The following is a 24,280-nucleotide window of genomic DNA, read 5'->3' on the forward strand; positions in this document are numbered from 1 at the left end:
CTGCAGGCCCCCAAACGACGCTAAGCCATCCTAATGGTTGACACTTCTTTCAGCCATCTCAATTGCCTTCTTAACAATGTTTCCGCAATCTCTTGAAGATACTGCTCCCCATCCTTCGTTAGCAACTGTATTGTAGACTCCAAGTTCTCTGGCAATTTCCTCTTTAAGGGCATCTGACATTACACTTTTACGTCTACTCATGGTTAGTGCCTCCTTAAACAGGCAGTCACCACTGCGTAATTACATTTCAGGTGAAAGCAATTACGCTGTTCACTGCCTGAAATAGATTTTTTAGCGTACGCATATATTGTGTGAATTTTTACGAAAAATATTAAGGAAATGTAATCCACATTTTACACAGTCTAAAATTCATCATAAATTTCATACCACCACAATATATGCACTCATTCTTTAAATATTACATCAATATTTTGTATGGGCATTATCAATCGTGTATACAATCTACAATTAATTATTTTTAATCCACATTTGAACCTAAAATTGTGGATTACTTGTAGAAACCAATAATCCCTAAAAGCCCACTCCTTCTAGACGTTTAGCTTTTTTTAAAAATTAATATGTGAATAACTTAAAAAAAATGTGGATAAATAAAATTTTATCCACATTTCATACTTAATATATTTTACTATTCAATATTCATACTGATATCAACAGAATTTGCAGAGTGAGTAAGTTTGCCTATAGATATAATATCAACTCCTGTTAACGCAACATTGTATATTGTCTCTTCACTTATATTTCCCGAAGCCTCCACAAGAGCCCTCTTATCAATAAACTTGACTGCCTCCGTCATCTGTTCATTTGACATATTATCAAGCATAATTATATCAGCTTTGCACTCTAGAGCCTCACGAACCTCTTCCATAGATTCTACCTCTACTTCAATCTTTACAGTATGAGGTATACTTTTTCTTACACGTTCAACCGCGTTTCTTATCCCTCCGGCAGCAGCAATATGGTTGTCCTTTATTAGAACACCGTCAGAAAGTGAAAATCTGTGGTTTGCTCCTCCTCCTGCATTAACTGCATACTTTTCCAAAAGTCTCAGCCCGGGAGTAGTTTTTCTTGTATCAGTTACCTTTACAGGTAAGCCCTGCACTTTATTAACATATCTGTTAGTCATTGTAGCAATTGCAGACAGCCTTTGCATAAAGTTTAATGCAGTCCTTTCACCTTTCAACAAAGCTCTTGTAGGACCGCTTACTTCTGCAATAATATCTCCTTTTGATATCTTGTCTCCATCCTTTACAAAGGCTTTGAAACACACACCGCTATCCAGTACTTCAAAAACATATTTTGCAACATCAAGCCCGGCTATAACAGCGTCTTGCTTAGCCAGAAATTCAGCCTTGGATGCATCACCTTCTGAAATGATATTATCTGTAGTAATATCACCTAGAGGCATATCTTCCTTTAGTGCATTCATAACTATTTCATGGATATAAAGTTTACTAAGTTTCATTTTTCCTCCTTTTAAAATGGTGAAGCCATCTTGCCCTTCTCCAATTCTTTAACAATGTTTTTTCTCCAATTCACATCTTCAGTCTTGTCAAAATCTGTTCTATAATGTGCACCTCTACTCTCTTTTCTCTCAAGAGCAGATTCTATAACGAGGCCTGCTACTGTTAGCATATTCAATACTTCCAGCTTCACAAGACTGAATCCTGACAAATCGGTATACTTCTTATAAATATCATTAATAATTTCAGCAGCTTTTTCAAGACTTTGTTGATTTCTGATTATACCAACATACTTTGTCATAGCAGCCTGTATCTCTTCTTTCATAGTTTTGAGTGCTGCATCGTTATCTTTGTTTGAAATATAACTCATCTTTGAATTTACGGATGAATTATCACAATGTCCACCTTCTACCCCGATTTTCCTGGCGATTTTCCTTCCGAAAACCAGTCCTTCCAGCAAAGAATTGCTTGCCAGCCTGTTTGCTCCGTGAATCCCCGTACAAGCTACTTCTCCGCATGCATATAAGCCGGGAATATTGGTCTGCCCGTCAACATCTGTTCTGATGCCACCCATACAATAGTGCTCTGCCGGAGCAACCGGAATAAAATCCTTGGATATATCAATTCCGTAATCAAGACATGTCTTGAAAATATTAGGAAATCTGTTTTCGAGATATTCTCTACTTTTAAAAGTAATATCCAGAAAAACGTTTTTAGAATCAGTGAGAGACATCTCCTTGAAAATTGCTCTAGAAACAACATCTCTAGGTGCAAGCTCACCTAACTCATGATATTTCCTCATAAAAGCTTCACCATTGCGATTTTTAAGTCGAGCACCTTCTCCCCTGACTGCCTCGGATATTAAAAAGCTTTTGTCCTTTGGGTGGTACAGTACTGTAGGATGGAATTGTACGAATTCCATATCCATTGCCTGAGCACCTGCTCTAAGACACATTCCTACTCCATCCCCGGTTGCAACTTCAGGATTTGTAGTATGCGCATAAATCTGTCCAAAACCTCCGGTTGCAACTACCACAGAATTTGACTGGAAAACTTTTATTTTATCTGAAATTTCATCGTAAACAATAACTCCTCTGCATTTTCCCTCATCAATAATAAGGTCAACAGCAAAGTGGCTTTCGAAAATAGATATGTTCTTCTTCTTTCTGGCAACCTCAATAAGTTTATCACAGACTTCCTTCCCAGTTGTATCACCTGAGTGGATAATCCTGTTTACGCTGTGGGCACCTTCTCTTGTAAGGGATAGCTGTTGACCGCTTTTATCAAAGTTCACTCCCAGACTGCACAGTGTTCTAATATTTTCAGCAGCCTCTTCCACCAGAACCCATACGCTTGTTTCATCGTTTAATCCTGCACCGGCAAAAATAGTATCTTTGAAATGCAGCTGCGGTGAATCGTTCTTTTCATCAAGAGATACTGCTATTCCCCCTTGTGCAAGAACTGAATTACTTATGTCCAATGTCTCCTTTGTAATTATCCCAATCTGGAAACTGTCGGGTATTTCCAATGCAGTATATACTCCGGCTATTCCGCTACCAATAATTACGACATCCTTGTGTATGATCTCAACGTCAACCCTATTACTATCCTCTTCCATTTTTTTACCCTCCATATCCCCATTTGTGTAAAGGAGCTGCTGATAAACGCTACTTAAAACAGTTCTGTTCCATGCTATGGGGTAAAGTACTTAATTGTTACAATTATCTATTTTCCTACCGCCAGCATTTTATTTAAACTGCCGGACGCACGCTCAATAATATCTCTGTCCAATGTTATTTCATATTGTCTTTTTGCCAAAGCGTCATGAACACTCTGTAATGATGTCTTTTTCATATTCGGACAAATCAGCCCGGTGGACATCATATAAAAAGTTTTATTTGGGTTTTCCTTTTTCAACTGATAAAGAACACCCATCTCAGTTCCGATAATAAATTTATCATGTTCAGAATTTCTTGCGTAGTCAATAATCTGCTTTGTGCTTCCCACAAAATCTGCAAGCTCCTGTATCTCTGGCTGGCACTCCGGGTGTACAAGTAAAATAGCATCAGGATGGAGCTTTTTTGACTCTACAACCGCATCTGCCTTGATTTTATGGTGTGTAATACAGTAGCCCTCCCAGAAAATAATATTCTTTTCAGGCACCATTTTCGCAACATAACTGCCAAGATTTTTATCAGGAGCGAAAATAATATCCTTTTTATCAATTGACCTGATAACATCCACTGCATTAGAAGAAGTACAACAAATATCGCATTCTGCCTTAACTTCTGCACTTGAATTTATATAACATACAACAGCTGCATCAGGATACTTTTTCTTTGCCTCTTTCAAAGCATCAGCCGTAACCATATCAGCCATAGGACAACCTGCGTTTATTTCAGGCAATAGAACCGTCTTTTCAGGCGATAAGATTTTAGCACTTTCCGCCATAAAATGTACTCCGCAGAAAACTATAGTATCAGCCTGACTTGAAGCACAAAACTGGCTTAAAGCAAAAGAATCTCCCGTAACGTCAGCTATTTCCTGCACCTCATCAACCTGATAGCTATGAGCAACAATAACTGCATTATGCTCTCTCTTCATTTTGTTAATATTACTAATCAACAAATTTTTATCCATTATTTTACCCTCGTTATCTGTTAAAAATTCCACAATACGCAATCTACTTGAATAACCTGAAGTTTAAAATACTGCATTTATTTTAATACTTATAATTTGCTTTGTAAATGCTTTTATACTAAAAGAAAAAATCCCTTCATATAATAATGAAAAGATTTTTTACATAATAATATTTTTAATTTAAGAAATAAGTAAATACTACTTGTGGCATCTGCTGGATTCAGGACAGCCTGAACATCCGCAGCCACAGCTTGATTCACCATTTTTTCTCTGTCGGATTTTATAAATTATAACCCAGGCCATTAATCCGAAAACCACTGCAGATATTAAAATCGTTGCAATATTATCTTTTAAATATTGTATCATATAAAATCCCTCCAATCGCTGAATCAGGCGTTTACGCTCTTACTTTGTCTTCCAACCTTTTTACTTGGCGAAAACAAGAGCCACAAGCCAGCTGCAATAACAATTAAAGCGGCTACTGTACCAACTCCGAATGAAACTGCCCCTGTAAGCAAACTGCCTATTTGATAAATTATTAATGAAACGGCATATGCTAAAAGAGTCTGATAACCCACAGCAATTAAGGTCCACTTCCAACCGCCCATTTCACGCTTAATAGCCCCTATCGCTGCAAAGCACGGCGCACAAAGAAGATTAAACGCCATAAATGCATAAGCACTAACAGCAGTGAACATACCTGAAATGCTTGCAAGCAATGCAGGATCACTCTCACTGACCTCACCCAGACCAAATAGAACACCAAAGGTTCCTACAACGTTCTCCTTAGCCGCAAGTCCGGTTACTGCGGCAACGGAAGCCTGCCATGTTCCAAAGCCCAAAGGCTTGAATACCGGTGCAATAACATTACCTATCGATGCCAGAATACTGTTTCCCTCCTCAACCATTTTAAAACTCCAGCTGAAGTTGGATAGGAACCATATAAGCCCGCATGCTACAAATATTACTGTTCCGGCCTTAATAATAAATGCCTTTCCGCGTTCCCACATATGAATCAAAACACCCTTGCCGCCGGGAACATGATATTGTGGGAGTTCCATTACAAATGGCGCAGGATCACCTGAAAACAGCTTGGTTTTCTTGAGAATAATCCCCGATACAATAACCATTAAAATACCTAAAAAATACGTTGACGGAGCAACCCACCATGATTTATCCGGAAACATCGCCCCTGCGATTAAAGCTATAATAGGCAGCTTAGCACTACATGGTATAAAGGTTGTAGTCATAATAGTCATTTTACGGTCTTTATCCTGTTCAATGGTTCTTGAGGCCATTATACCCGGAACACCACATCCCGACGAAATAAGCATAGGAATAAATGACTTTCCTGAAAGACCGAATTTACGGAAAATCCTGTCCATAATAAAAGCTACACGGGCCATGTAACCACAGTCCTCTAAAATAGATAGGAAGAAGAATAAAATCATCATCTGAGGAACAAACCCCAGAACAGCCCCGACACCTCCGATAATTCCATCAACCACCAGTCCCTGAAGCCATTCTGCCGCCTCTACATTAGAGAGGAAGGTACCTACAGCAGGCTGTATCCAACTGCCAAAAAACGTGTCATTTGTCCAATCCGTTACTATCGTACCCAGCCAGGAAACAGATACGAAATACACTATAAACATAATAGCTGCAAAAATAGGAAGCGCAAGCCATCTGTTGGTAACTATCTGATCAATTTTATCCGACGGAGTCATGCCTACTCTTTTTTTATGTAAGCATTTCTTTATTACTTTTCCGATATAGAAATAACGTTCATTAGTTATAATGCTCTCACTGTCATCATCCATTATTCCTTCACAGGCTGTAGTTAATTCTTCAATCTTTGATAAAGTTTCAACCTCAAGAGAAAGCTGCTCTAAAACCTTTTCATCATGTTCAAACAGCTTAATTGCATACCATCGGGAAGACTGTTTACTCACAGAACCAACCACAATTTCCTCAATCTTATTAAGGGAATTCTCCACATCACTTGAAAAAGAATGTTGAGGAATCGTTATTTTGTTGTTCTTAGCAATATCAATTGTCTTTTCGATAACCTCTTTTAAACCAATACCCTTAACAGCTGATGTTTCAATAACAATACAGCCCAATTCACTGCTAAGCTTTTGAATATCAATTTTGTCCCCGTTTTTACGGACGATATCAATCATGTTCAAAGCAATAACAACTGGAATCCCTAATTCAACCAACTGTGTAGTAAGATAAAGATTACGTTCAATATTCGATGCATCAACAAGATTAATAATAACGTCAGGTCTGTCATTTAAAAGATAGTTACGTGTAACAACTTCCTCAAGAGTATAAGGAGATAAAGAGTAAATACCGGGTAAGTCCATTATAGTTATATCCTTATACCCTTTCAGCTTACCCTCTTTTTTTTCGACTGTAACCCCGGGCCAGTTTCCAACATATTGTGAGCTACCCGTTAACTCATTAAACATGGTAGTTTTTCCGCAATTCGGATTTCCTGCAAGTGCGACTTTTATTGCCATTGTTCCTTCCCCCTAAAATATAGTTAGTTTCCGCTAACTATACTGTTTAAAATATGCAGGGCCTTTATTACCCTGCCTGATTAATCTACTATAATCATTTCAGCATCTGCTTTTCTCAGTGACAACTCATATCCTCTAACAGTTACTTCAATTGGATCCCCCAGTGGAGCAACTTTTCTTACGAATATAGGTGTTCCCTTAGTAATACCCATATCCATTATCCTTCTTTTCACAGCCCCTTCACCGCTAAGCTTTATAACCGTGAAGGTATCCCCACATTTTACATCTCTGAGAGTTTTCATATTACTTCCTCATTTCTATATAACATTTATACAATAATTCTGTTGGCCATTGCTTTATCAATTGCAACCCGGGCTTCCTTAACATTCACTATCATATTACCACCGATTTCGGAAATAACGGTAACATTCCCTCCTACTACAAAACCCAAGCTTTCTAAAAATTTTTTAGTATCATCTTTCCCTCGTATTGCCTTTATTGAATTCATTTCGCCTAAAGAAACCATAGTTAATGGCATATGAATCACTCCCTTTAGTTAGTATTAACTAACCAATCTTTTATAAAATAGTTAGCACTTGCTAACCTCATATTTGAGTTTACCACCGCTAACTACATTTGTCAACATATCTTATACTTAAAATTCTTTAATTTGTAAATCAAGCATTACTCGCACCTTGATAAAGGGTTTTCATATGCTATAATTATAGAATTAGGAATAAATAGATATAGTACGAAGAATATGGAGGCTGTTAAATGACAAAGTTACAGGAGTCAGGTGAAAATTACCTGGAAACCATATTAATTCTTAAAAATAAGAATGGTAATGTCCGTTCGATTGATATTGCTAACGAATTGGGTTATACAAAACCTAGCATAAGCCGTGCAATGACTATTCTAAAGAATGCGGAGTACATTACAATAGATGAGAGTACCGGATATATATCACTTACGGATAGCGGTTATAACATTGCTAAAGCAATGTATGAACGACATGAAATACTGTCACGCTATTTGATATCAATCGGTGTTTCCCCTGAAACTGCAGCACAGGACGCATGCAGGATAGAACATGTAATAAGTCAGGAAACCTTTGAAAAAATAAAAGAAAATGCTAGTAATAAGTAAACCATTATATAAAAAAATCTTATATATTATATATCAAATGTTCTATTATATCTGCATTTTTACCACACAAAGTAATTTATCAATTTCTTATGATATTCATTATATAATAACAAAACCTCAAGCTATCAGCTTGAGGTTTTCATATAAATCTGGCAGAGACCTACTTTCCCGGGCCGTTTCCAGCCAAGTATTATCGGCACTGAGATGCTTAACTGCCGTGTTCGGTATGGGAACGGGTGTGGCCATCTCGTCATTTCCACCAGAAGATTTAAAAATTGTGATAAGCTTCGTATTACTATTCGCTTCTAACAATTTTATTAACTTTTTTTAAGATACTTTTTGTACCTTCAGAACTGACTAATGTTATCCTTTAAGAAGATGTGAAGCTCTCTCATTGTCTAGTTTTAAGACCTTCTACTTTTGAATACCTGTTTTCTTTGGGTCAAACCCTCGACCTATTAGTATCAGTCAGCTTAACACATTACTATGCTTACACTCCTGACCTATCAACCATGTAGTCTACATGGGGTCTTACCTATTGCTAGTGGGATATCTCATCTTGAGGTGGGTTTCACGCTTAGATGCCTTCAGCGTTTATCCCTGCCGAACTTGGCTACCCAGCTGTGCCATTGGTATGACAACTGGTGCACTAGAGGTTCGTCCATCCCGGTCCTCTCGTACTAAGGACAGATCCTCTCAAATATCCTGCGCCCGCGACAGATAGGGACCGAACTGTCTCACGACGTTCTGAACCCAGCTCGCGTACCGCTTTAATTGGCGAACAGCCAAACCCTTGGAACCTGCTACAGCTCCAGGATGCGATGAGCCGACATCGAGGTGCCAAACCTCCCCGTCGATGTGGACTCTTGGGGGAGATAAGCCTGTTATCCCCAGGGTAGCTTTTATCCGTTGAGCGATGGCAATTCCACTTTCATACCACCGGATCACTAAGCCCTACTTTCGTACCTGCTCGAGGTGTCTCTCTCGCAGTCAGGCTACCTTATGCCTTTGCACTCGTTGCGCGATTTCCAACCGCGCTGAGGTAACCTTTGGACGCCTCCGTTACTCTTTGGGAGGCGACCGCCCCAGTCAAACTGCCCACCTGACAGTGTCCCTAGACCAGCTTATGGTCTCAGGTTAGAGTTCCAGTACTTTTAGAGTGGTATCCCAACGTCGACTCCATGATGGCTGGCGCCACCACTTCTCAGTCTCCCACCTATCCTGTACAAAAAATACCGAAACCCAATATCAAGCTACAGTGAAGCTCCATGGGGTCTTTCCGTCTAGTCGCGGGTAACTTGCATCTTCACAAGTACTACAATTTCGCCGGGTACGTTGTTGAGACAGTGCCCAAGTCATTACGCCATTCGTGCGGGTCAGAACTTACCTGACAAGGAATTTCGCTACCTTAGGACCGTTATAGTTACGGCCGCCGTTTACTGGGGCTTAAGTTCATGCCTTCGCTTGCGCTAAGCAATTCCCGTAACCTTCCAGCACCGGGCAGGCGTCAGCCCCTATACTTCATCTTTCGATTTAGCAGAGACCTGTGTTTTTGATAAACAGTTGCTTGGGCCTATTCTCTGCGGCCTCAATCTCTTGAGGCACCCCTTTTCGCTAACTTACGGGGTCAATTTGCCGAGTTCCTTAACAACGCTTCTCCCGCTCGTCTTAGGATTCTCTCCTCACCTACCTGTGTCGGTTTGCGGTACTGGTACCTTTAATCTGGATAGTGGTTTTTCTCGTCAGTGTGGAATCTGTCACTTCGGTACTTGTTTTCCCTCCGCATCACGTCTTCGAAACATCCGGCGGATTTGCCTACCGGACTATCTACCTCGCTTGCACGATCTTTTCCAGCTGATCGCTTGACTTATCCTCCTGCGTCCCCACCTCTCTCATATCGATTAACGGTAGTACAGGAATTTCAACCTGTTGTCCATCACTTACGCCTTTCGGCCTCAGCTTAGGTCCAGACTTACCCTGGGCGGACGAACCTTCCCCAGGAAACCTTAGGTTTTCGACGGTAAAGATTCTCACTTTACTCTCGCTACTTATTCCGGCATTCTCACTACTGCTTCGTCCACAAGTCCTTTCGATCTTGCTTCAACCTACAACAGTAAGCTCCCCTACCACCCTCGTACATCCAATACTACTGCTAACGGCACAAGTTTAGCTGTGGGAATTTGACGAAATGTTTTGAATCATTTTTGATATGTTACATTTCGTGAAATTACCTCATCGCTTCTTAATTTATTTAGCAATACTATTGGATGTACGCTGATCCATAGCTTCGGTACACAGTTTAGCCCCGGTAATTTTCGGCGCAGGCTCACTCGACTAGTGAGCTATTACGCACTCTTTGAATGAGTGGCTGCTTCTAAGCCAACATCCTAGTTGTCTTAGCAAGCCCACATCCTTTTCCACTTAACTGTGATTTTGGGACCTTAGCTGATGGTCTGGGCTGTTTCCCTTTTGACCATGGGACTTATCTCTCATAGTCTGACTCCCAAGTAACATCATTACGGCATTCGGAGTTTGATAGGGTTCGGTAACCCGGTAAGGCCCCTAGCCCATTCAGTGCTCTACCTCCGTTTGATTTTCCCTTGAGGCTAGCCCTAAAGCTATTTCGGGGAGAACCAGCTATCTCCGAGTTCGATTGGAATTTCTCCGCCACCCACAGCTCATCCCAGACCTTTTCAACGGTCATGTGGTTCGGTCCTCCACGAGATTTTACTCCCGCTTCAACCTGTCCATGGGTAGGTCACCCGGTTTCGGGTCTATAGCATGCAACTTGACGCGCTTTTAACACTCGGTTTCCCTTCGGCTCCGTACCTTTAGTACTTAACCTTGCTGCATACAATAACTCGCCGGACCGTTCTACAAAAAGTACGCTGTCGAGCTTTAACGCTCTTCAACTGCTTGTAAACATAGGGTTTCAGGTTCTCTTTCACTCCCCTCCCGGGGTTCTTTTCACCTTTCCCTCACGGTACTGCTTCACTATCGGTCACCAGTTAGTATTTAGCCTTGGATGGTGGTCCACCCTGCTTCCCACGAGGTTTCACGTGCCTCGTGGTACTCTGGATACTAGCCTGCCTCTTAACATTTCGCTTACGGGACTTTTACCCTCTATGGTCTCAGCTTTCCAGCTGCTCATTCTGCTATGTCTTGAGGATCATTATGCTAGTCCACAACCCCGAAAGATATTGCTATCTTTTGGTTTGGGCTCTTCCGCTTTCGCTCGCCACTACTTACGGAATCTCTTTTTGATTTCTACTCCTGTTGGTACTTAGATGTTTCAGTTCCCAACGTCTGCCTTCGTAACACTATGTATTCATGTTACGATGACCGAGTGTTTAACTCGGCCGGGTTTCCCCATTCGGATATCTACGGGTCGATGGCTATTTGCGCCTCTCCGTAGCTTTTCGCAGCTTGTCACGTCCTTCATCGCCTTCTGGTGCCAAGGCATTCACCCTATGCTCTTAGTAGCTTGACCTCTTCGAATTATCTTCGATTCTTTCAGATTCTCTTAAAGTGATTGTCTTAACCTATCAATGAGTTAGTTTCCTAAGAGTTGCATGTTTCCAACGTAAACTGCTTTACGTGTTTCAAAGGATTTCTCCTTTTCACATGTTACCCTTATTACTTTTACGGAAATACATACTTTCATATATATTTCTATGTCTTCTCATCTTCTTAAAACGTATTTCAAACTTTCGTTTGAAACGCATTCTTTGAATAACATTATTCAGTTCTCAAGGTACAAACCTCGCAGTTGTTTGTGTTGCCACACTGACTGCGGAGTTCCTATTATACCAGCTTTCATTGTTATGTCAACTGGTATTTTCTTCTTTCAAAGTCCATTTTCATGGGCTTTGAAAACTAAACAGTGATTGTAAAGAAACTCTAAGATAATGATTTTCAGTCCGGCGAGCTTAGCTCAAGCCTTCCTGTCATTTATCTTCGACCTAAAGATTTGATTCATCTTAGAAACTAGTTCTGCATGAATCATGTCTCCTTAGAAAGGAGGTGATCCAGCCGCACCTTCCGATACGGCTACCTTGTTACGACTTCACCCCAATCATCGGCCCCACCTTCGGCGACGTCCTCCTTGCGGTTAGACTATCGACTTCGGGTGTTGCAGACTCTCATGGTGTGACGGGCGGTGTGTACAAGGCCCGGGAACGTATTCACGGCAGTATGCTGACCTGCCATTACTAGCAATTCCGACTTCATGTGGGCGGGTTGCAGCCCACAATCTGAACTGGGACTATTTTTGGGGATTTGCTCCACTTTGCAGCTTAGCTTCCCTCTGTTATAGCCATTGTAGTACGTGTGTAGCCCAAGACATAAGGGGCATGATGATTTGACGTCGTCCCCACCTTCCTCCGATTTATCACCGGCAGTCTCGCTAGAGTGATCAACTAAATGTTATCAACTAGCAACAGGGGTTGCGCTCGTTGCGGGACTTAACCCAACATCTCACGACACGAGCTGACGACAACCATGCACCACCTGTATAGCAGTCCCGAAGGACTATGATATCTCTACCATATTCCGCTATATGTCAAGCCTTGGTAAGGTTCTTCGCGTTGCTTCGAATTAAACCACATACTCCACTGCTTGTGCGGGCCCCCGTCAATTCCTTTGAGTTTCAACCTTGCGGCCGTACTCCCCAGGTGGGATACTTATTGTGTTAACTCCGGCACAGAAGGGGTCGATACCTCCTACACCTAGTATCCATCGTTTACAGCGTGGACTACCAGGGTATCTAATCCTGTTTGCTCCCCACGCTTTCGCGCCTCAGCGTCAGTTACCGTCCAGAAAGCCGCCTTCGCCACTGGTGTTCCTCCTAATATCTACGCATTTCACCGCTACACTAGGAATTCCGCTTTCCTCTCCGGCACTCAAGAAACATAGTTTCAGATGCAGCTCCAGAGTTAAGCTCTGGGATTTCACATCTGACTTACATTCCCGCCTACACGCCCTTTACACCCAGTAATTCCGGACAACGCTTGCCACCTACGTATTACCGCGGCTGCTGGCACGTAGTTAGCCGTGGCTTATTCTTCAGGTACCGTCATTTTTTCGTCCCTGACTAAAGAAGTTTACAATCCGAAAACCTTCATCCTTCACGCGGCGTTGCTGCATCAGGGTTTCCCCCATTGTGCAATATTCCCCACTGCTGCCTCCCGTAGGAGTCTGGGCCGTGTCTCAGTCCCAATGTGGCCGATCAACCTCTCAGTTCGGCTACCAATCGTCGCCTTGGTGGTCCGTTACATCACCAACTAGCTAATTGGACGCGGGCCCATCTATTACCGGATTGCTCCTTTGACAACAAGAAAATGCTTCCTCGTTGTGTTATGCGGTATTAGCACAAGTTTCCCTGTGTTATCCCCCTGTAACAGGCAGGTTGCCCACGCGTTACTCACCCGTCCGCCGCTAAGTTAATCAAAAGCAAGCTTTCAATTAACTCCGCTCGACTTGCATGTGTTAGGCACGCCGCCAGCGTTCGTCCTGAGCCAGGATCAAACTCTCAAATTAATATTTGAAAAATTTAATTAGCTCATTAAAAATTGCTGACTTTTTTCTAGTTCTTGTTTCCAAAAACCAGGTTGTAAAGTTCGCAAGTTACTCAATTTTGAAATCGTTTTACGATTTCGGAATTTTTCGAGTTCCTTTACATGTTTATCACTGTTTACTTTTCAAAGTCCATATAATTGCTATTGCCATCTCACGAGACAGCTTATATATAATACCATAAGTAAAATATATTTGTCAACACTTTTTTAGAAATAACTTTTTGAGTTGTTACTATTTTTGGTGTGACTGCTCAAACAGCTTGCTTATTGTAACACCTGTCCACTCTTTTTACAAAGTAAGCGAAAACCAATATTCGGTGATTGATTCAATTTAGTTTTATAATGCTTACATATACTATTGATATCTTGCTAATTAATCCAAATTCCTTGATTTATAATACAAAAAAAAGCTTACTCAGTAATATTAATACTTGAGCAAGCCCTTTTGTATGCTTATTAAGTTAATTTTTATTCTTCGGTAAGTTCAGCATCTTCTATTTCTTCGTTTTCTTCACTTTCTTCACTTTCCTCATTAACCATCCTTGCTACACTTACTACATTATTACCTTCACTCATTCTCATAAGTGTAACACCTTGTGTTGCCCTACCCAGAATACTTATCTCGCTAACCTTCATTCTGATTATACTTCCGTCTGAACTTATCAACATTATGTCATCTTCTTCCGATACCAATAACATACCTATTGATTTTCCGGTTTTTTCGGTAATTCTATAGGTTAAGACTCCCTTACCACCTCTTGTTTGGACTTTGTATTCATCAAGTTCAGTTCTCTTACCAAAGCCATTTTCAGTTACAACCAATAACGTAGTGTTATCAGTGCATACTTCCATGCCGATTACAAAGTCTTCATTATCAAGTTCTATACCCTTAACTCCTTGTGATACTCTACCTATAGGTCTTGCATCAGTTTCATTAAATCTGATTGCCATACCATTCACAGTTGAAAGTATTATATCCTGATTACCATCAGTAAGCTTAACATCTATAAGTTCATCATTTTCCCTTAAACTAACGGCAGCCAGACCACCTTTTCTGATATTATCATATTCCATCAGATCAGTTTTCTTTACAAGGCCGTTTTTAGTTGCCATTACAAGGTATAATCCTTCCTTATACTCCTGTATAGGAATTACAGTGGTAACCTTCTCATCTCCATTTAGTTGGAGCAGGTTTACTATTGCAGTACCCTTTGCTTGTCGCCCAGACTCAGGTATCTCGTATGCCTTTAACCTATACACTCTTCCCTTATTGGTAAAGAACATAATAAAGTGATGTGTTGAAGTAACAAATAGGTTTTTTACAAAATCCTCTTCCCTTGTACTCAGGCCTATTATCCCCTTACCACCGCGTCTTTGGCTTTTATATGTGTCAGCAGGCAATCTCTTAATATATCCGAAATGAGTCATTGTGATAACACTTTCTTGCTCTTGGATAAGGTCTTCAATGTCTATTTCATCTTCGTCAATCTCAATCTTGGTTCTTCTCTCATCAGCATATTTGTTCTTAATAACTGAAAGTTCATCCTTTATTATTTGATGAACAAGAATTTCATTCGCAAGTACATCTCTATAGTATTTTATCTTTTCAAGGAGCTCGTTATACTCACTTTCCAGCTTCTCTCTTTCTAAACCAGTCAAACGTCCCAATCTCATATCTACAATAGCTTGGGATTGTTTGTCACTAAAACCAAATCTCTCTGACAGCTTTTCTTTCGCAACGGATTCTGTTTTTGAATTACGTATAATTCTGATAACTTCATCCAGATTGTCCAGTGCTATTTTCAAACCTTCCAATATGTGTGCCCTAGCTTCGGCTTTATCCAGTTCGAACTTTGTTCTTCGTCTGATTACATCCTCTTGATGAGCTATGTAATAATCAATTACCTGTTTTAAATTCAAAGTCCTCGGCTCATACATTTTGTCTTCAGTTGGTACTATCGCAACCATATTTACACTGAAGCTTTCCTGAAGCTGTGTATTTTTATATAGTTGATTCAGCACTACATTTGGATTGGCGTCACGTTTTAAATCAATAACTATTCTTACAGGCTCTTCTCTGCCGGATTCATCCTGAATAAATGATATTCCATCTATTTTTTTATCCTTAACAAGATCTGCAATTTTTTCTACTAGCCTTGCCTTATTTACCATGTATGGGATCTCGGTAATAACAATTCTATGCCTGTTTCCGTGTAGTTCTTCTATAGTAGCTTCAGATCGTACAATAAGCTTTCCTCTACCGGTCTTGTATGCGTCTCTTATTCCTCTTTTACCTATTATCTTAGCAGCAGTTGGAAAATCCGGACCTTTAATGTATTTCATTAATTCATCAATTGTTATCTCTGGATTATCTATTACCGCACATATACCATCTATTGTCTCACCTAAATTGTGTGGGGGTATATTGGTGGCCATACCAACAGCAATACCTGATGAACCGTTAACCAATAGATTAGGAAACCTAGCTGGTAGAACAACCGGTTCAACTTCATGTTCATCGAAGTTTGGCTTAAAATCAACTGTATCTTTGTTAATATCAGCAAGCATTTCCATTGATATCTTGGCCAGCTTTGCCTCCGTATACCTCATCGCAGCTGCAGCATCACCATCTCTTGAACCAAAGTTTCCATGTCCGTCCACTAATGGATGTCTCAATGAAAAATCCTGTGCCATACGTACAAGACTATCGTAAACAGCGGCATCACCATGAGGATGAAAACTCTTCAGAGCTTCACCTACGGTCGCAACAGATTTTCTGTATGGCTTGTCCGGAGTAAAACCTGAAGTAAACATGGTGTAAAGTATACGCCTGTGTACCGGTTTCAATCCATCTCGAACATCAGGCAGTGCTCTGTCTATTATTACACTCATAGCATAATCTATAAACGATTTTTTCATTTCAGATTCAATGTCTATGGGAATAATTTTTTGCTCCCTTATTTCATCTGCCATCTAACTTTTTACCTCTTTTCCTATTATAAAAACAATCTTATCCACTGTATATTGTAATAAACTTTTAACTTACTGTCCACTTTTTTGTATACCTGTTATATTCAAATACAATATTTAGTATTGCCATTTTATTACATATAGAATACTACTTAAATTCCTTAAAAACTTAGTGAAAGCTTGTTTTTATACATAAAAAACTGGACACCCCCGGCCCAGTTTCCTAAATTTATATTTTATATACCTATTTTATGTATATCAAGCCATATTGTTCTTAGGAACTCGAACCACAAATTCTATGTATTCCCCTCTATCAATCTGAGCGGCCTTTGCATTAACACCTGATTGTCTCATTATATCTATAGCCTGTTTTATAGTATTGACAAATATTCTTACATCCTTTATTGCTTTTGTCATTTTCTTCTCAGATGGTCTTTGCTTTATATTTTTTGAGTATTTATCTATAGCCCTCTCTACAAGCTCTTCAGTTTTCTTTACATTTAAGCCTCTCTCACAGACAAGTCTCAGAACTTTTAGTTGTAGCTGTTCGTCATGGAGCTTTAGTAATGCTCTTGCATGTCTTTCAGTCAAATTATTGTCAGAAAGTATTTTTTTAATCAATGGAGACAGTTTTAACAGTCTTATTTTATTTGCTATTGTAGATTGGCTTTTCCCAATCTTTTGGGCAAGTTCTTCTTGAGTAAACCCATGCTCATTTATAAGATTGCTATAGCCTTCAGCCTCTTCCATGTAGCTAAGGTCTTCCCTTTGCAGATTTTCTATAAGTGCCATCACAGCTGAATCATTATCGTCAACATTTATTATTATTGCGGGAATCTCCTGTAATCCCGCCATAGTAGCAGCCCTAAGTCTCCGTTCACCTGCTACAAGCTCATATGTGCCATGGGAAAGTCTTCTAACGTTTATTGGTTGTAAAACACCATATTGTTTAATTGAATCACACAGTTCTTCAAGAGCCATTTTATTAAATTGTTTCCTTGGTTGGTATGGATTTGGTCTAATGTGGTCTATACCAACATAAGTAATATTTTTCTGGTCTTCCTTCTTTTCCTGCTTTGTAAACTGAATTTTACTTTCCAACATAACGGCACCATCCTTTGTATATTATTTAATAATTTAAATTAGTAATCTACTATATGTTGTAAATTACTTACAAAGGATATTTCTATTGCAAACCTTCTTTTCCTTTATTACCAATGAAAAATCGTTCGATAAAAAAGCAGTTAATAATGGATAATACTTCTTATATCAACGGTTCTTTCGAAGGTTTACCTGCTTTCCTCGGATATTTTGTCGGGGTCTGTCTAAACTTTCTTACCACGACGACATTTCTTTCTATATTTGTGAAAGGTAATTCCATTTTCTCTATTTTCTCAATTTTACCTCCTAAAATGTCGAGAGCCTTATTGCAATTATCAAACTCTTCAGTGTTACTTCCTTTCATTGCGATAAATATCCCGTTTATTTTTACAAATGGAAGACAATATTCGAGTAAAACCGGAAGATTTGATACTGCTCTTGCGACAGCAATATCATACTTTTCCCTATATACAGGATTAGCTCCAAAGTCCTCTGCTCTACCATGAATTGCTGATATCTGGGTAATATTCACTGCATTTATTACCTCATTAAGAAACTTTATTCTCTTATCCAAAGAATCTAGCAATGTAATATCATTTTTAGGGTTCACTATTTTAAGAGGAATTCCGGGAAAACCTGCGCCGGTACCTACATCAATAATCTTTATATTTTCATTACTTATATAAGGAACTATACTAATTGAATCTATAAAATGCTTTATTACTATTTCCCTGTCATCCTCTATTGCAGTTAAATTTATTTTCTTATTCCATTCTTTCAGAAGTTCCATATATTTTTCAAATTGCTCTACCTGAGTATCCGATATTTCTGTTTTATAGTGTGTCAAACCTTTGATAAGCAATTCCTCTAATTCATTATCTAGTGCCATAAATTCCTCCGGTTACTAATTTTTCTTTCTGTTAACCTGTTCAAGATATATGAGTAATACTGATATATCAGCAGGAGATACCCCTGTTATTCTGGATGCCTGGCCTATGGAGTCGGGCCTTATTTGTGAAAGTTTTTGCCTTGCCTCCAGCCTTAATCCCTGTATCTCGTTATAATCAATATTCTGTGGTATTTTTCTGCCTTCAAGCTTTTTATACTGTTCCACCTGCTGCATTTGCCTTTTGATATAACCTTCATACTTTACGGCAACTTCAACCTGTTCACGTACAGCTCTGGGAAGGTCAGGAAGTTCACAAACCTCTGAAAGGCTTTCATAACTTATTTCAGGCCTCCTAAGTAGTTCTGTTAACTGAATTCCACTTTTTATTGCGGTGCTGTTTCTACTTTCAAGATATTTTAGAACAGCTTCGCTTGGTGGCAAATAGGTGTTTTTGAGTCTTTCTATCTCTTTTTCTATCATTTCCTTCTTCTTAAGAAAGTTTTCATAGCGTTCTTCACTAATCAATCCTATTTCTCTACCCATGGTCGTCAACCTTAGGTCGGCATTGTCCTGCCTAAGCAGAAGCCTGTACTCTGCTCTGGATGTCATCATTCTATAAGGTTCCTTTGTACCCTTTGTAACAAGGTCATCAATAAGTACGCCTATATATGCCTGGGATCTGTCTAATATCAATGGATCTCTGTTTTGCACCTTCATTGCTGCATTTATTCCCGCAACAATTCCCTGAGCAGCAGCTTCTTCATATCCTGAACTTCCGTTTATTTGCCCTGCTGAAAACAATCCGTCTATATTTTTATACTCTAATGATAATTTTAACTGTGTAGCATCTATTCCGTCATATTCTATTGCATATGCACTTCTCATTACCTTTACATTTTCAAGACCAGGAATAGTTCTCATAAATTCTATCTGTACATCCTCCGGAAGACTGCTTGACATTCCCTGCAGGTACATTTCTTCCGTATCTATTCCCATAGGTTCAACAAAAACCTGATGGTGTTCCTTATCAGAGAATCTTACTACCTTGTCTTCTATTGACGGGCAATACCTGGGGCCAATGCCTGTAATATTTCCACTATATAGCGGTGACCGATGGATGTTCTTTTTAATTACCTCATGAGTATCCATATTTGTATACGTAAGCCAACATGAAACTTGATCCTTTTCTATTTTTTCTGTTTCAAATGAAAATGGAACAATTATATCATCTCCAGGTTGTTCTGACATTTTCGAAAAGTCCAGACTTCTTTTATTTAATCTGGCAGGAGTACCCGTCTTAAATCTCAGAAGCTCTATGCCCAGGTTCTGCAAGCTTTCTGATAATCTGTTTGCAGGAAACAATCCATCAGGGCCTCCACTGTAACTTACGTCACCAATAAAAATTTTCCCTTGAAGGTATGTTCCTGTTGTAAGAACTATTGCCTTACACTGAAATATAGCTCCAGTATGGGTTTTTACTCCTGTAACACTGCTACCTGTTTCATCAGTAAGTACTTCTATAACTTCTGCCTGCCTAATATCGAGGTTTTCCTGTGTTTCAAGAATATGCTTCATTTCCATCTGGTATTGTCTTCTATCTACTTGCGCTCGCAAGGAATATACTGCCGGGCCTTTAGACGAATTAAGTATTTTTGACTGAATAAACGTTTTATCCGTTGTCTTTCCCATCTGCCCGCCTAAAGCATCTATTTCCCTTACCAGATGGCCCTTTGCTGTTCCCCCAATACTTGGATTACAAGGCATGTTTGCAATACTGTCAAGGTTAATCGAAAATACTATCGTGCTGCAACCAAGCCTTGCTGCTGCCAGTGCTGCCTCACATCCGGCATGTCCTGCTCCAATAACAGCTATATCATAACTTCCAGCGAAATAATCCATAAGGATTCTTCCTTTCTATATATAATCTGTAATTTTCTTACGTAATCTTATTTTCCAATACAAAAACGACTGAATATATCATGCATTACAGCTTCGTCAATTGACTCCCCTGTAATCTGTCCTATGTTGTCGGCACAGCTTTTTATATCAATAGTTACCATATCCAGAGGCATTCCTGTATTAAAAGAATTTAATGCCTGTTGAATATCCTCAATAGCTCTGTCCACAAGGTACTTGTGTCTGGAATTTGTTAACAGAACTTCATCATTACCAGATATTCTTCCTTTGATAAATAATTCCGAAATCGTTGTTTCCAATTCCTCTATTCCTCGAGCATTTATAACTGATGCATTTAAAACAATATCATATTCTTCCAACTGACTTTTTATTTCAATAACTTGATCGTTATCTACCAAATCTATCTTGTTTATTAAAATTAAAGCTTTTTTATTTTTTATTAAATCTAAAATTTTAATATCTTCTTCTTGTATCCCTGTTGCCGCAGAAAGTACTGCTATTGTAAGATCGGCGTGTTCAACAGCCTCATAAGCCTTGTTTACTCCTATTTTTTCAACTACGTCCTGAGTACTCCTAATACCGGCTGTATCAGTAATTTTTGCCGGAATTCCCTTAATATTTACGTACTCCTCTATAATATCTCTTGTTGTTCCCGGAATATCAGTTACAATTGCCTTTAAACTTCCTGACAGTTGGTTTAACAAAGAGGACTTACCTACATTTGGCTTTCCTGCAATTACTATATTTAATCCTTCTCTCAATATCTTGCCTCTCTCAAAAGTTCCTGCCAGAGTATGAAGCTCATCTTTTATATTTATAAGATTCTCTAATACTTTTTCTCCCGTTATTTCTTCTATATCGTGCTCTGGATAATCAACAGTTACCTCAATATGAGCAAGCAATCCTACTAAAATTTCTCTTATACTTTTTAATCGAGAGGACAATCTTCCTTCCAGATGGCTTACTGCAGCCTTTGAACTTTCAACGGTCTTAGAGTTAATAAGATCTATTATAGCCTCTGCCTGTGATAAATCTATTCTACCATTCAAAAAAGCACGTTTAGTGAATTCTCCTGGTTCAGCAGGCCTTACTCCATTTTTGAAAATAAGCTCCAATACACGGTTTATTACGACAATCCCACCATGGCAATGTATTTCTATAACATTTTCCCTTGTAAAGGTATTGGGCTTACACATTTTCAGTAGTAATACCTCATCTATAACGTCTTTTGATTCCTCATCAACAATTTTTCCGTATGTTACCGTATGTGACTGAATTTCCTCCATTGCTTTTGAACTTTGAAATATCTTACTTGCTACATCAAATGCCTTTTTTCCGCTTATTCGAATAACACCGATTCCACCTGTTCCATACGGAGTAGACAGTGCTGCTATCGTATCTTCATTGTACATAAATATTACCTCTTTTAATTGGTGCAGATTTTTAATGCCTTACCAACGCACAAAATGGTTCAAGGTATGACCCTGAACCATCTGATATGCATATTTATTTCTTAGTATGTGTTTTTAATGTAAGCCATGCAGTTATTTCAGAGTAATAACTACCTTTCTCTTTGGTTCTTCACCTGTACTGTATGTTTCTACATACTTATGGCCTTGAAGAGACGAATGTATTATTCTTCTCTCATAAGGATTCATTGGCTCCAGAGTAATAGGTTTTTTGTATTTAACTACTTTATCAGCAAGTCTGTTAGCAAGCTTAATAAGGGTTTCTTCTCTTTTCTGTCTGTAATTTTCAACGTTTAGTATTACTCTTTTATAATCTTCATATTCCTTATTAACAACCAGACTTGTAAGATATTGCAGGGAATCCATTGTTTCTCCTCTGCGACCGATAATTATTCCAATATTATCTCCATTTATATCAACAACTATGCTTTCCTCATCTTCACTAACATTAATATCAGCCTCAACACCCATATTATTAAGTATTGTGTACAAAAAATCTGATGCTATGTCACACCTGTTTTTCTCTTCTTTTTCTTTAACTGTCACTCGTATTCTGGCAACTTTAGAACCTATAATACCAAAAATACCTTTGTTGCCCTCTTCTATAACTTCAACATCAACATCATCCTGTGTTAACTGTAATTCTTCGAGTGCAGCAGATATAGCTTCCTGAACTGTTTTACCTTTTTTTTCAATACTGTAAGCCATTATTTACTCACTTCCTCCTTTTTTTTAAGGACATACTTATTTACATAGTATTGCTGAACAATAGCAAACACGTTACCAGTAATCCAATATAGAGCAAGACCTGCAGGGAACTGGAAAGAAAATAGTAAAGTCATTATAGGAGATACATACATCATGCTATTTCCCATTGGGTTTGCAGCCTTATCCGAAGTTGCCTTAGGCATTGACATACGTACTGACAGATATGTCGTAAGGGTTGCTATTATCGGTAATAGCAAAAGAACTGCAAAGTAAGGCTCGCTTATAATCTTGTTAAAATGCCATGTAGGAATATCTCCTAAATTTATACCAAAACCGTGGCTCGGAAAAAACATATTTAAGTTTCCTACCTTTTCACCCTGACCGATACTCATAAAGTGTGTTATTGTATTAATTTCTGAGTACGCACTATTAATGGGTATCTTTGATGATTCTGCCAGACTGTTCAACTGGGCTGCAGTAAAACCCAACATATACTTTAGTGGTTTTGTAATAGCCTGCCATAATGCCAATAATATAGGCATTTGAATGAGCAGTGGGAGACAACCGCCTGCGGGATTTATTTTATGTTCCTGATAAAGCTTCATCATTTCCTCGTTCAGCTTTGCTTTATCGCTTGCATATTTTCTTTGAATTTCCTGAAGTAAAGGCTGAACCTTTTGCATTTCAGCAGATGACTTGTACTGTTTTAAAGTTAATGGAATCATAGCAGATCTAACTATTATTGTAAAAATTATAAGTGCAAGACCGTAATTTTCAAAAGCAATAGTGTTATAAATCCAATAAAGGAATTGACCAAGTGGCCTTATTATTATGTCGAACATGTTTATCTCCTATATTACAATTAGTATCTATTTAACAGGGTCAAACCCTCCAGGATGAAAGGGATGACACTTTAATATTCGTCTTAATGCCAGATATGATCCTTTTATACAACCATATTTAATTACAGCCTCAATTGCATACTGTGAACACGTTGGATAAAATCTGCATGTGGGCCTCATTTTTAGTGGCGATAAAAATTTCTGGTAGAATCTGATTAATGTTATCAATATTCTTTTAAACAATTATACTTCTCCTGATCAAATATCTGCAGCTTTTTAAGCAGGTATTTGAATTCCTTTAACAAAGCTCTAAATGTAGGAACACTTTCGCCGGACCTTGCTGCCATTACAATGTCATACCCATTGGAAATATAGTCTTCAAAATACCGGTAACTCTCTCTGATTAATCTTTTTTTCCTATTTCTGATAACTGCCTTGCCTGCCTTTTTGGAAACTGATATTCCAATCCTATTAAAGGATTGTTTATTTGGAAGGATATAAATAGTTATATACCTTCCAACATAAAACGATCCTTTATTAAAAACTCTTGCAAACTCGTAATTCTTTTTTAGTGTTACAGTCTTTTTCATAAAATACTGCCTTTACAAATATTAGTTCGTACGAAGAATAGCAAGTTTTAAAGAAAAAGACCACAAATATGCGGTCTTACGCTGAAAGAACCTTTCTTCCTTTTAATCTGCGTCTTCTTAATACTTTTCTGCCGTTAGAAGTACTCATTCTTTTTCTGAATCCATGTTCCTTCTTCGCATGTCTTTTTTTAGGTTGATATGTTCTTAACATTGGTACACCCCCGATCCATCTTTGTTTATATAAACAGTTGAGTGTTTTCTTTTAAAGACACCAGACCTATTATATATTATGATATTTCAACCTGTCAAGGCTTATTAAAAGCCTTATTGTTAGAATAATTTTTCAATTATTTTTTTGTAAATTTTAAGAACTATATATGGTACTAACAAAATATATTTTTTCAACATGTTGTTGCTTATATATAA

At 38.7% G+C, this 24,280-nt stretch carries 19 protein-coding genes and 3 rRNA genes; 1 reads left to right on the forward strand and 21 read right to left on the reverse strand.

From position 1 onward, the window contains the following. Positions 1 to 30: 30 nt before the first annotated feature. The 8 genes from CLO1100_RS19810 to CLO1100_RS19840 form a co-directional block, all read right to left on the reverse strand. Complete coding sequence (locus CLO1100_RS19810) at positions 31 to 201, reverse strand: small, acid-soluble spore protein, alpha/beta type (protein WP_014315550.1); 171 nt, start codon at positions 199 to 201, stop codon at positions 31 to 33. 445 nt (positions 202 to 646) lie between these two features. Continuing rightward, the gene (nadC, locus tag CLO1100_RS19815; protein ID WP_014315551.1) at positions 647 to 1,483 is read right to left on the reverse strand and encodes a carboxylating nicotinate-nucleotide diphosphorylase; all 837 of its coding nucleotides are present in this window, start codon (positions 1,481 to 1,483) and stop codon (positions 647 to 649) included. A gap of 11 nt (positions 1,484 to 1,494) precedes the next feature. Beyond that, a complete protein-coding gene (gene nadB / locus CLO1100_RS19820) occupies positions 1,495 to 3,099 on the reverse strand; it encodes an L-aspartate oxidase (protein WP_014315552.1) in 1,605 nt (534 codons plus the stop codon). Between the two features lie 107 nt (positions 3,100 to 3,206). Beyond that, positions 3,207 to 4,121 (reverse strand): quinolinate synthase NadA, encoded by a 915-nt coding sequence (gene nadA / locus CLO1100_RS19825; RefSeq protein WP_014315553.1) that lies wholly within the window; start codon positions 4,119 to 4,121, stop codon positions 3,207 to 3,209. Between the two features lie 198 nt (positions 4,122 to 4,319). Beyond that, positions 4,320 to 4,487, reverse strand: a complete 168-nt coding sequence (locus CLO1100_RS20395; RefSeq protein ID WP_014315554.1) for a FeoB-associated Cys-rich membrane protein — start codon at positions 4,485 to 4,487, stop codon at positions 4,320 to 4,322. A gap of 23 nt (positions 4,488 to 4,510) precedes the next feature. Then, positions 4,511 to 6,646, reverse strand: coding sequence for a ferrous iron transport protein B (gene feoB, locus CLO1100_RS19830; protein WP_014315555.1), 2,136 nt, complete (start codon positions 6,644 to 6,646; stop codon positions 4,511 to 4,513). Positions 6,647 to 6,726: 80 nt separating this feature from the next. Next, entirely contained in the window at positions 6,727 to 6,948 is a 222-nt protein-coding gene (locus tag CLO1100_RS19835) for a FeoA family protein (protein WP_014315556.1), read from the reverse strand. 26 nt (positions 6,949 to 6,974) lie between these two features. Beyond that, a complete protein-coding gene (locus CLO1100_RS19840; protein WP_014315557.1) occupies positions 6,975 to 7,184 on the reverse strand; it encodes a FeoA family protein in 210 nt (69 codons plus the stop codon). Positions 7,185 to 7,420: 236 nt separating this feature from the next. Here CLO1100_RS19840 and CLO1100_RS19845 point away from each other — a divergent pair, with 236 nt between their 5' ends. Next, positions 7,421 to 7,792 carry a metal-dependent transcriptional regulator gene (locus CLO1100_RS19845; RefSeq protein WP_014315558.1) on the forward strand — a complete coding sequence of 124 codons (372 nt, stop codon included), beginning with the start codon at positions 7,421 to 7,423 and terminating at the stop codon, positions 7,790 to 7,792. Between the two features lie 147 nt (positions 7,793 to 7,939). Here the strand turns inward: CLO1100_RS19845 and rrf are convergent. The 13 genes from rrf to rpmH form a co-directional block, all read right to left on the reverse strand. After that, positions 7,940 to 8,056, reverse strand: a 5S ribosomal RNA gene (gene rrf, locus CLO1100_RS19850). A 174-nt stretch (positions 8,057 to 8,230) separates the two neighbouring features. After that, a 23S ribosomal RNA gene (locus CLO1100_RS19855) occupies positions 8,231 to 11,282 on the reverse strand. A 526-nt stretch (positions 11,283 to 11,808) separates the two neighbouring features. Continuing rightward, positions 11,809 to 13,330 (reverse strand): 16S ribosomal RNA (locus CLO1100_RS19860). Together the 16S, 23S and 5S rRNA genes form the textbook arrangement of a ribosomal RNA operon. A 506-nt stretch (positions 13,331 to 13,836) precedes the next feature. Then, a complete protein-coding gene (gene gyrA / locus CLO1100_RS19865; RefSeq protein ID WP_014315559.1) occupies positions 13,837 to 16,341 on the reverse strand; it encodes a DNA gyrase subunit A in 2,505 nt (834 codons plus the stop codon). Between the two features lie 255 nt (positions 16,342 to 16,596). Further along, positions 16,597 to 17,442: a nucleoid occlusion protein gene (gene noc / locus CLO1100_RS19870; RefSeq protein ID WP_014315560.1), complete on the reverse strand. Its 846-nt coding sequence runs from the start codon at positions 17,440 to 17,442 to the stop codon at positions 16,597 to 16,599. Between the two features lie 160 nt (positions 17,443 to 17,602). After that, positions 17,603 to 18,328: a 16S rRNA (guanine(527)-N(7))-methyltransferase RsmG gene (gene rsmG, locus CLO1100_RS19875; protein ID WP_014315561.1), complete on the reverse strand. Its 726-nt coding sequence runs from the start codon at positions 18,326 to 18,328 to the stop codon at positions 17,603 to 17,605. 15 nt (positions 18,329 to 18,343) lie between these two features. Further along, a complete protein-coding gene (gene mnmG, locus CLO1100_RS19880; RefSeq protein WP_014315562.1) occupies positions 18,344 to 20,227 on the reverse strand; it encodes a tRNA uridine-5-carboxymethylaminomethyl(34) synthesis enzyme MnmG in 1,884 nt (627 codons plus the stop codon). Positions 20,228 to 20,274: 47 nt separating this feature from the next. Further along, on the reverse strand, positions 20,275 to 21,657 hold the full coding sequence (mnmE, locus tag CLO1100_RS19885) for a tRNA uridine-5-carboxymethylaminomethyl(34) synthesis GTPase MnmE (protein ID WP_014315563.1): 1,383 nt from the start codon (positions 21,655 to 21,657) through the stop codon (positions 20,275 to 20,277). Between the two features lie 132 nt (positions 21,658 to 21,789). Further along, positions 21,790 to 22,422 carry an RNA-binding cell elongation regulator Jag/EloR gene (gene jag, locus CLO1100_RS19890; RefSeq protein WP_014315564.1) on the reverse strand — a complete coding sequence of 211 codons (633 nt, stop codon included), beginning with the start codon at positions 22,420 to 22,422 and terminating at the stop codon, positions 21,790 to 21,792. Then, positions 22,422 to 23,264 carry a YidC/Oxa1 family membrane protein insertase gene (locus CLO1100_RS19895; RefSeq protein WP_014315565.1) on the reverse strand — a complete coding sequence of 281 codons (843 nt, stop codon included), beginning with the start codon at positions 23,262 to 23,264 and terminating at the stop codon, positions 22,422 to 22,424. Before CLO1100_RS19895 ends, jag begins: the two co-directional genes overlap by 1 nt. A 27-nt stretch (positions 23,265 to 23,291) precedes the next feature. Further along, entirely contained in the window at positions 23,292 to 23,507 is a 216-nt protein-coding gene (gene yidD / locus CLO1100_RS20400) for a membrane protein insertion efficiency factor YidD (protein WP_014315566.1), read from the reverse strand. After that, positions 23,489 to 23,854: a ribonuclease P protein component gene (gene rnpA / locus CLO1100_RS19900; protein ID WP_014315567.1), complete on the reverse strand. Its 366-nt coding sequence runs from the start codon at positions 23,852 to 23,854 to the stop codon at positions 23,489 to 23,491. The genes yidD and rnpA overlap by 19 nt, the downstream gene beginning before the upstream one ends. A gap of 76 nt (positions 23,855 to 23,930) precedes the next feature. Further along, positions 23,931 to 24,065, reverse strand: a complete 135-nt coding sequence (gene rpmH / locus CLO1100_RS19905; RefSeq protein ID WP_004619013.1) for a 50S ribosomal protein L34 — start codon at positions 24,063 to 24,065, stop codon at positions 23,931 to 23,933. Between the last annotated feature and the right edge of the window lie 215 nt (positions 24,066 to 24,280).

Source organism: Clostridium sp. BNL1100, from assembly GCF_000244875.1.
GTDB lineage: Bacteria > Bacillota > Clostridia > Acetivibrionales > DSM-1351 > Ruminiclostridium.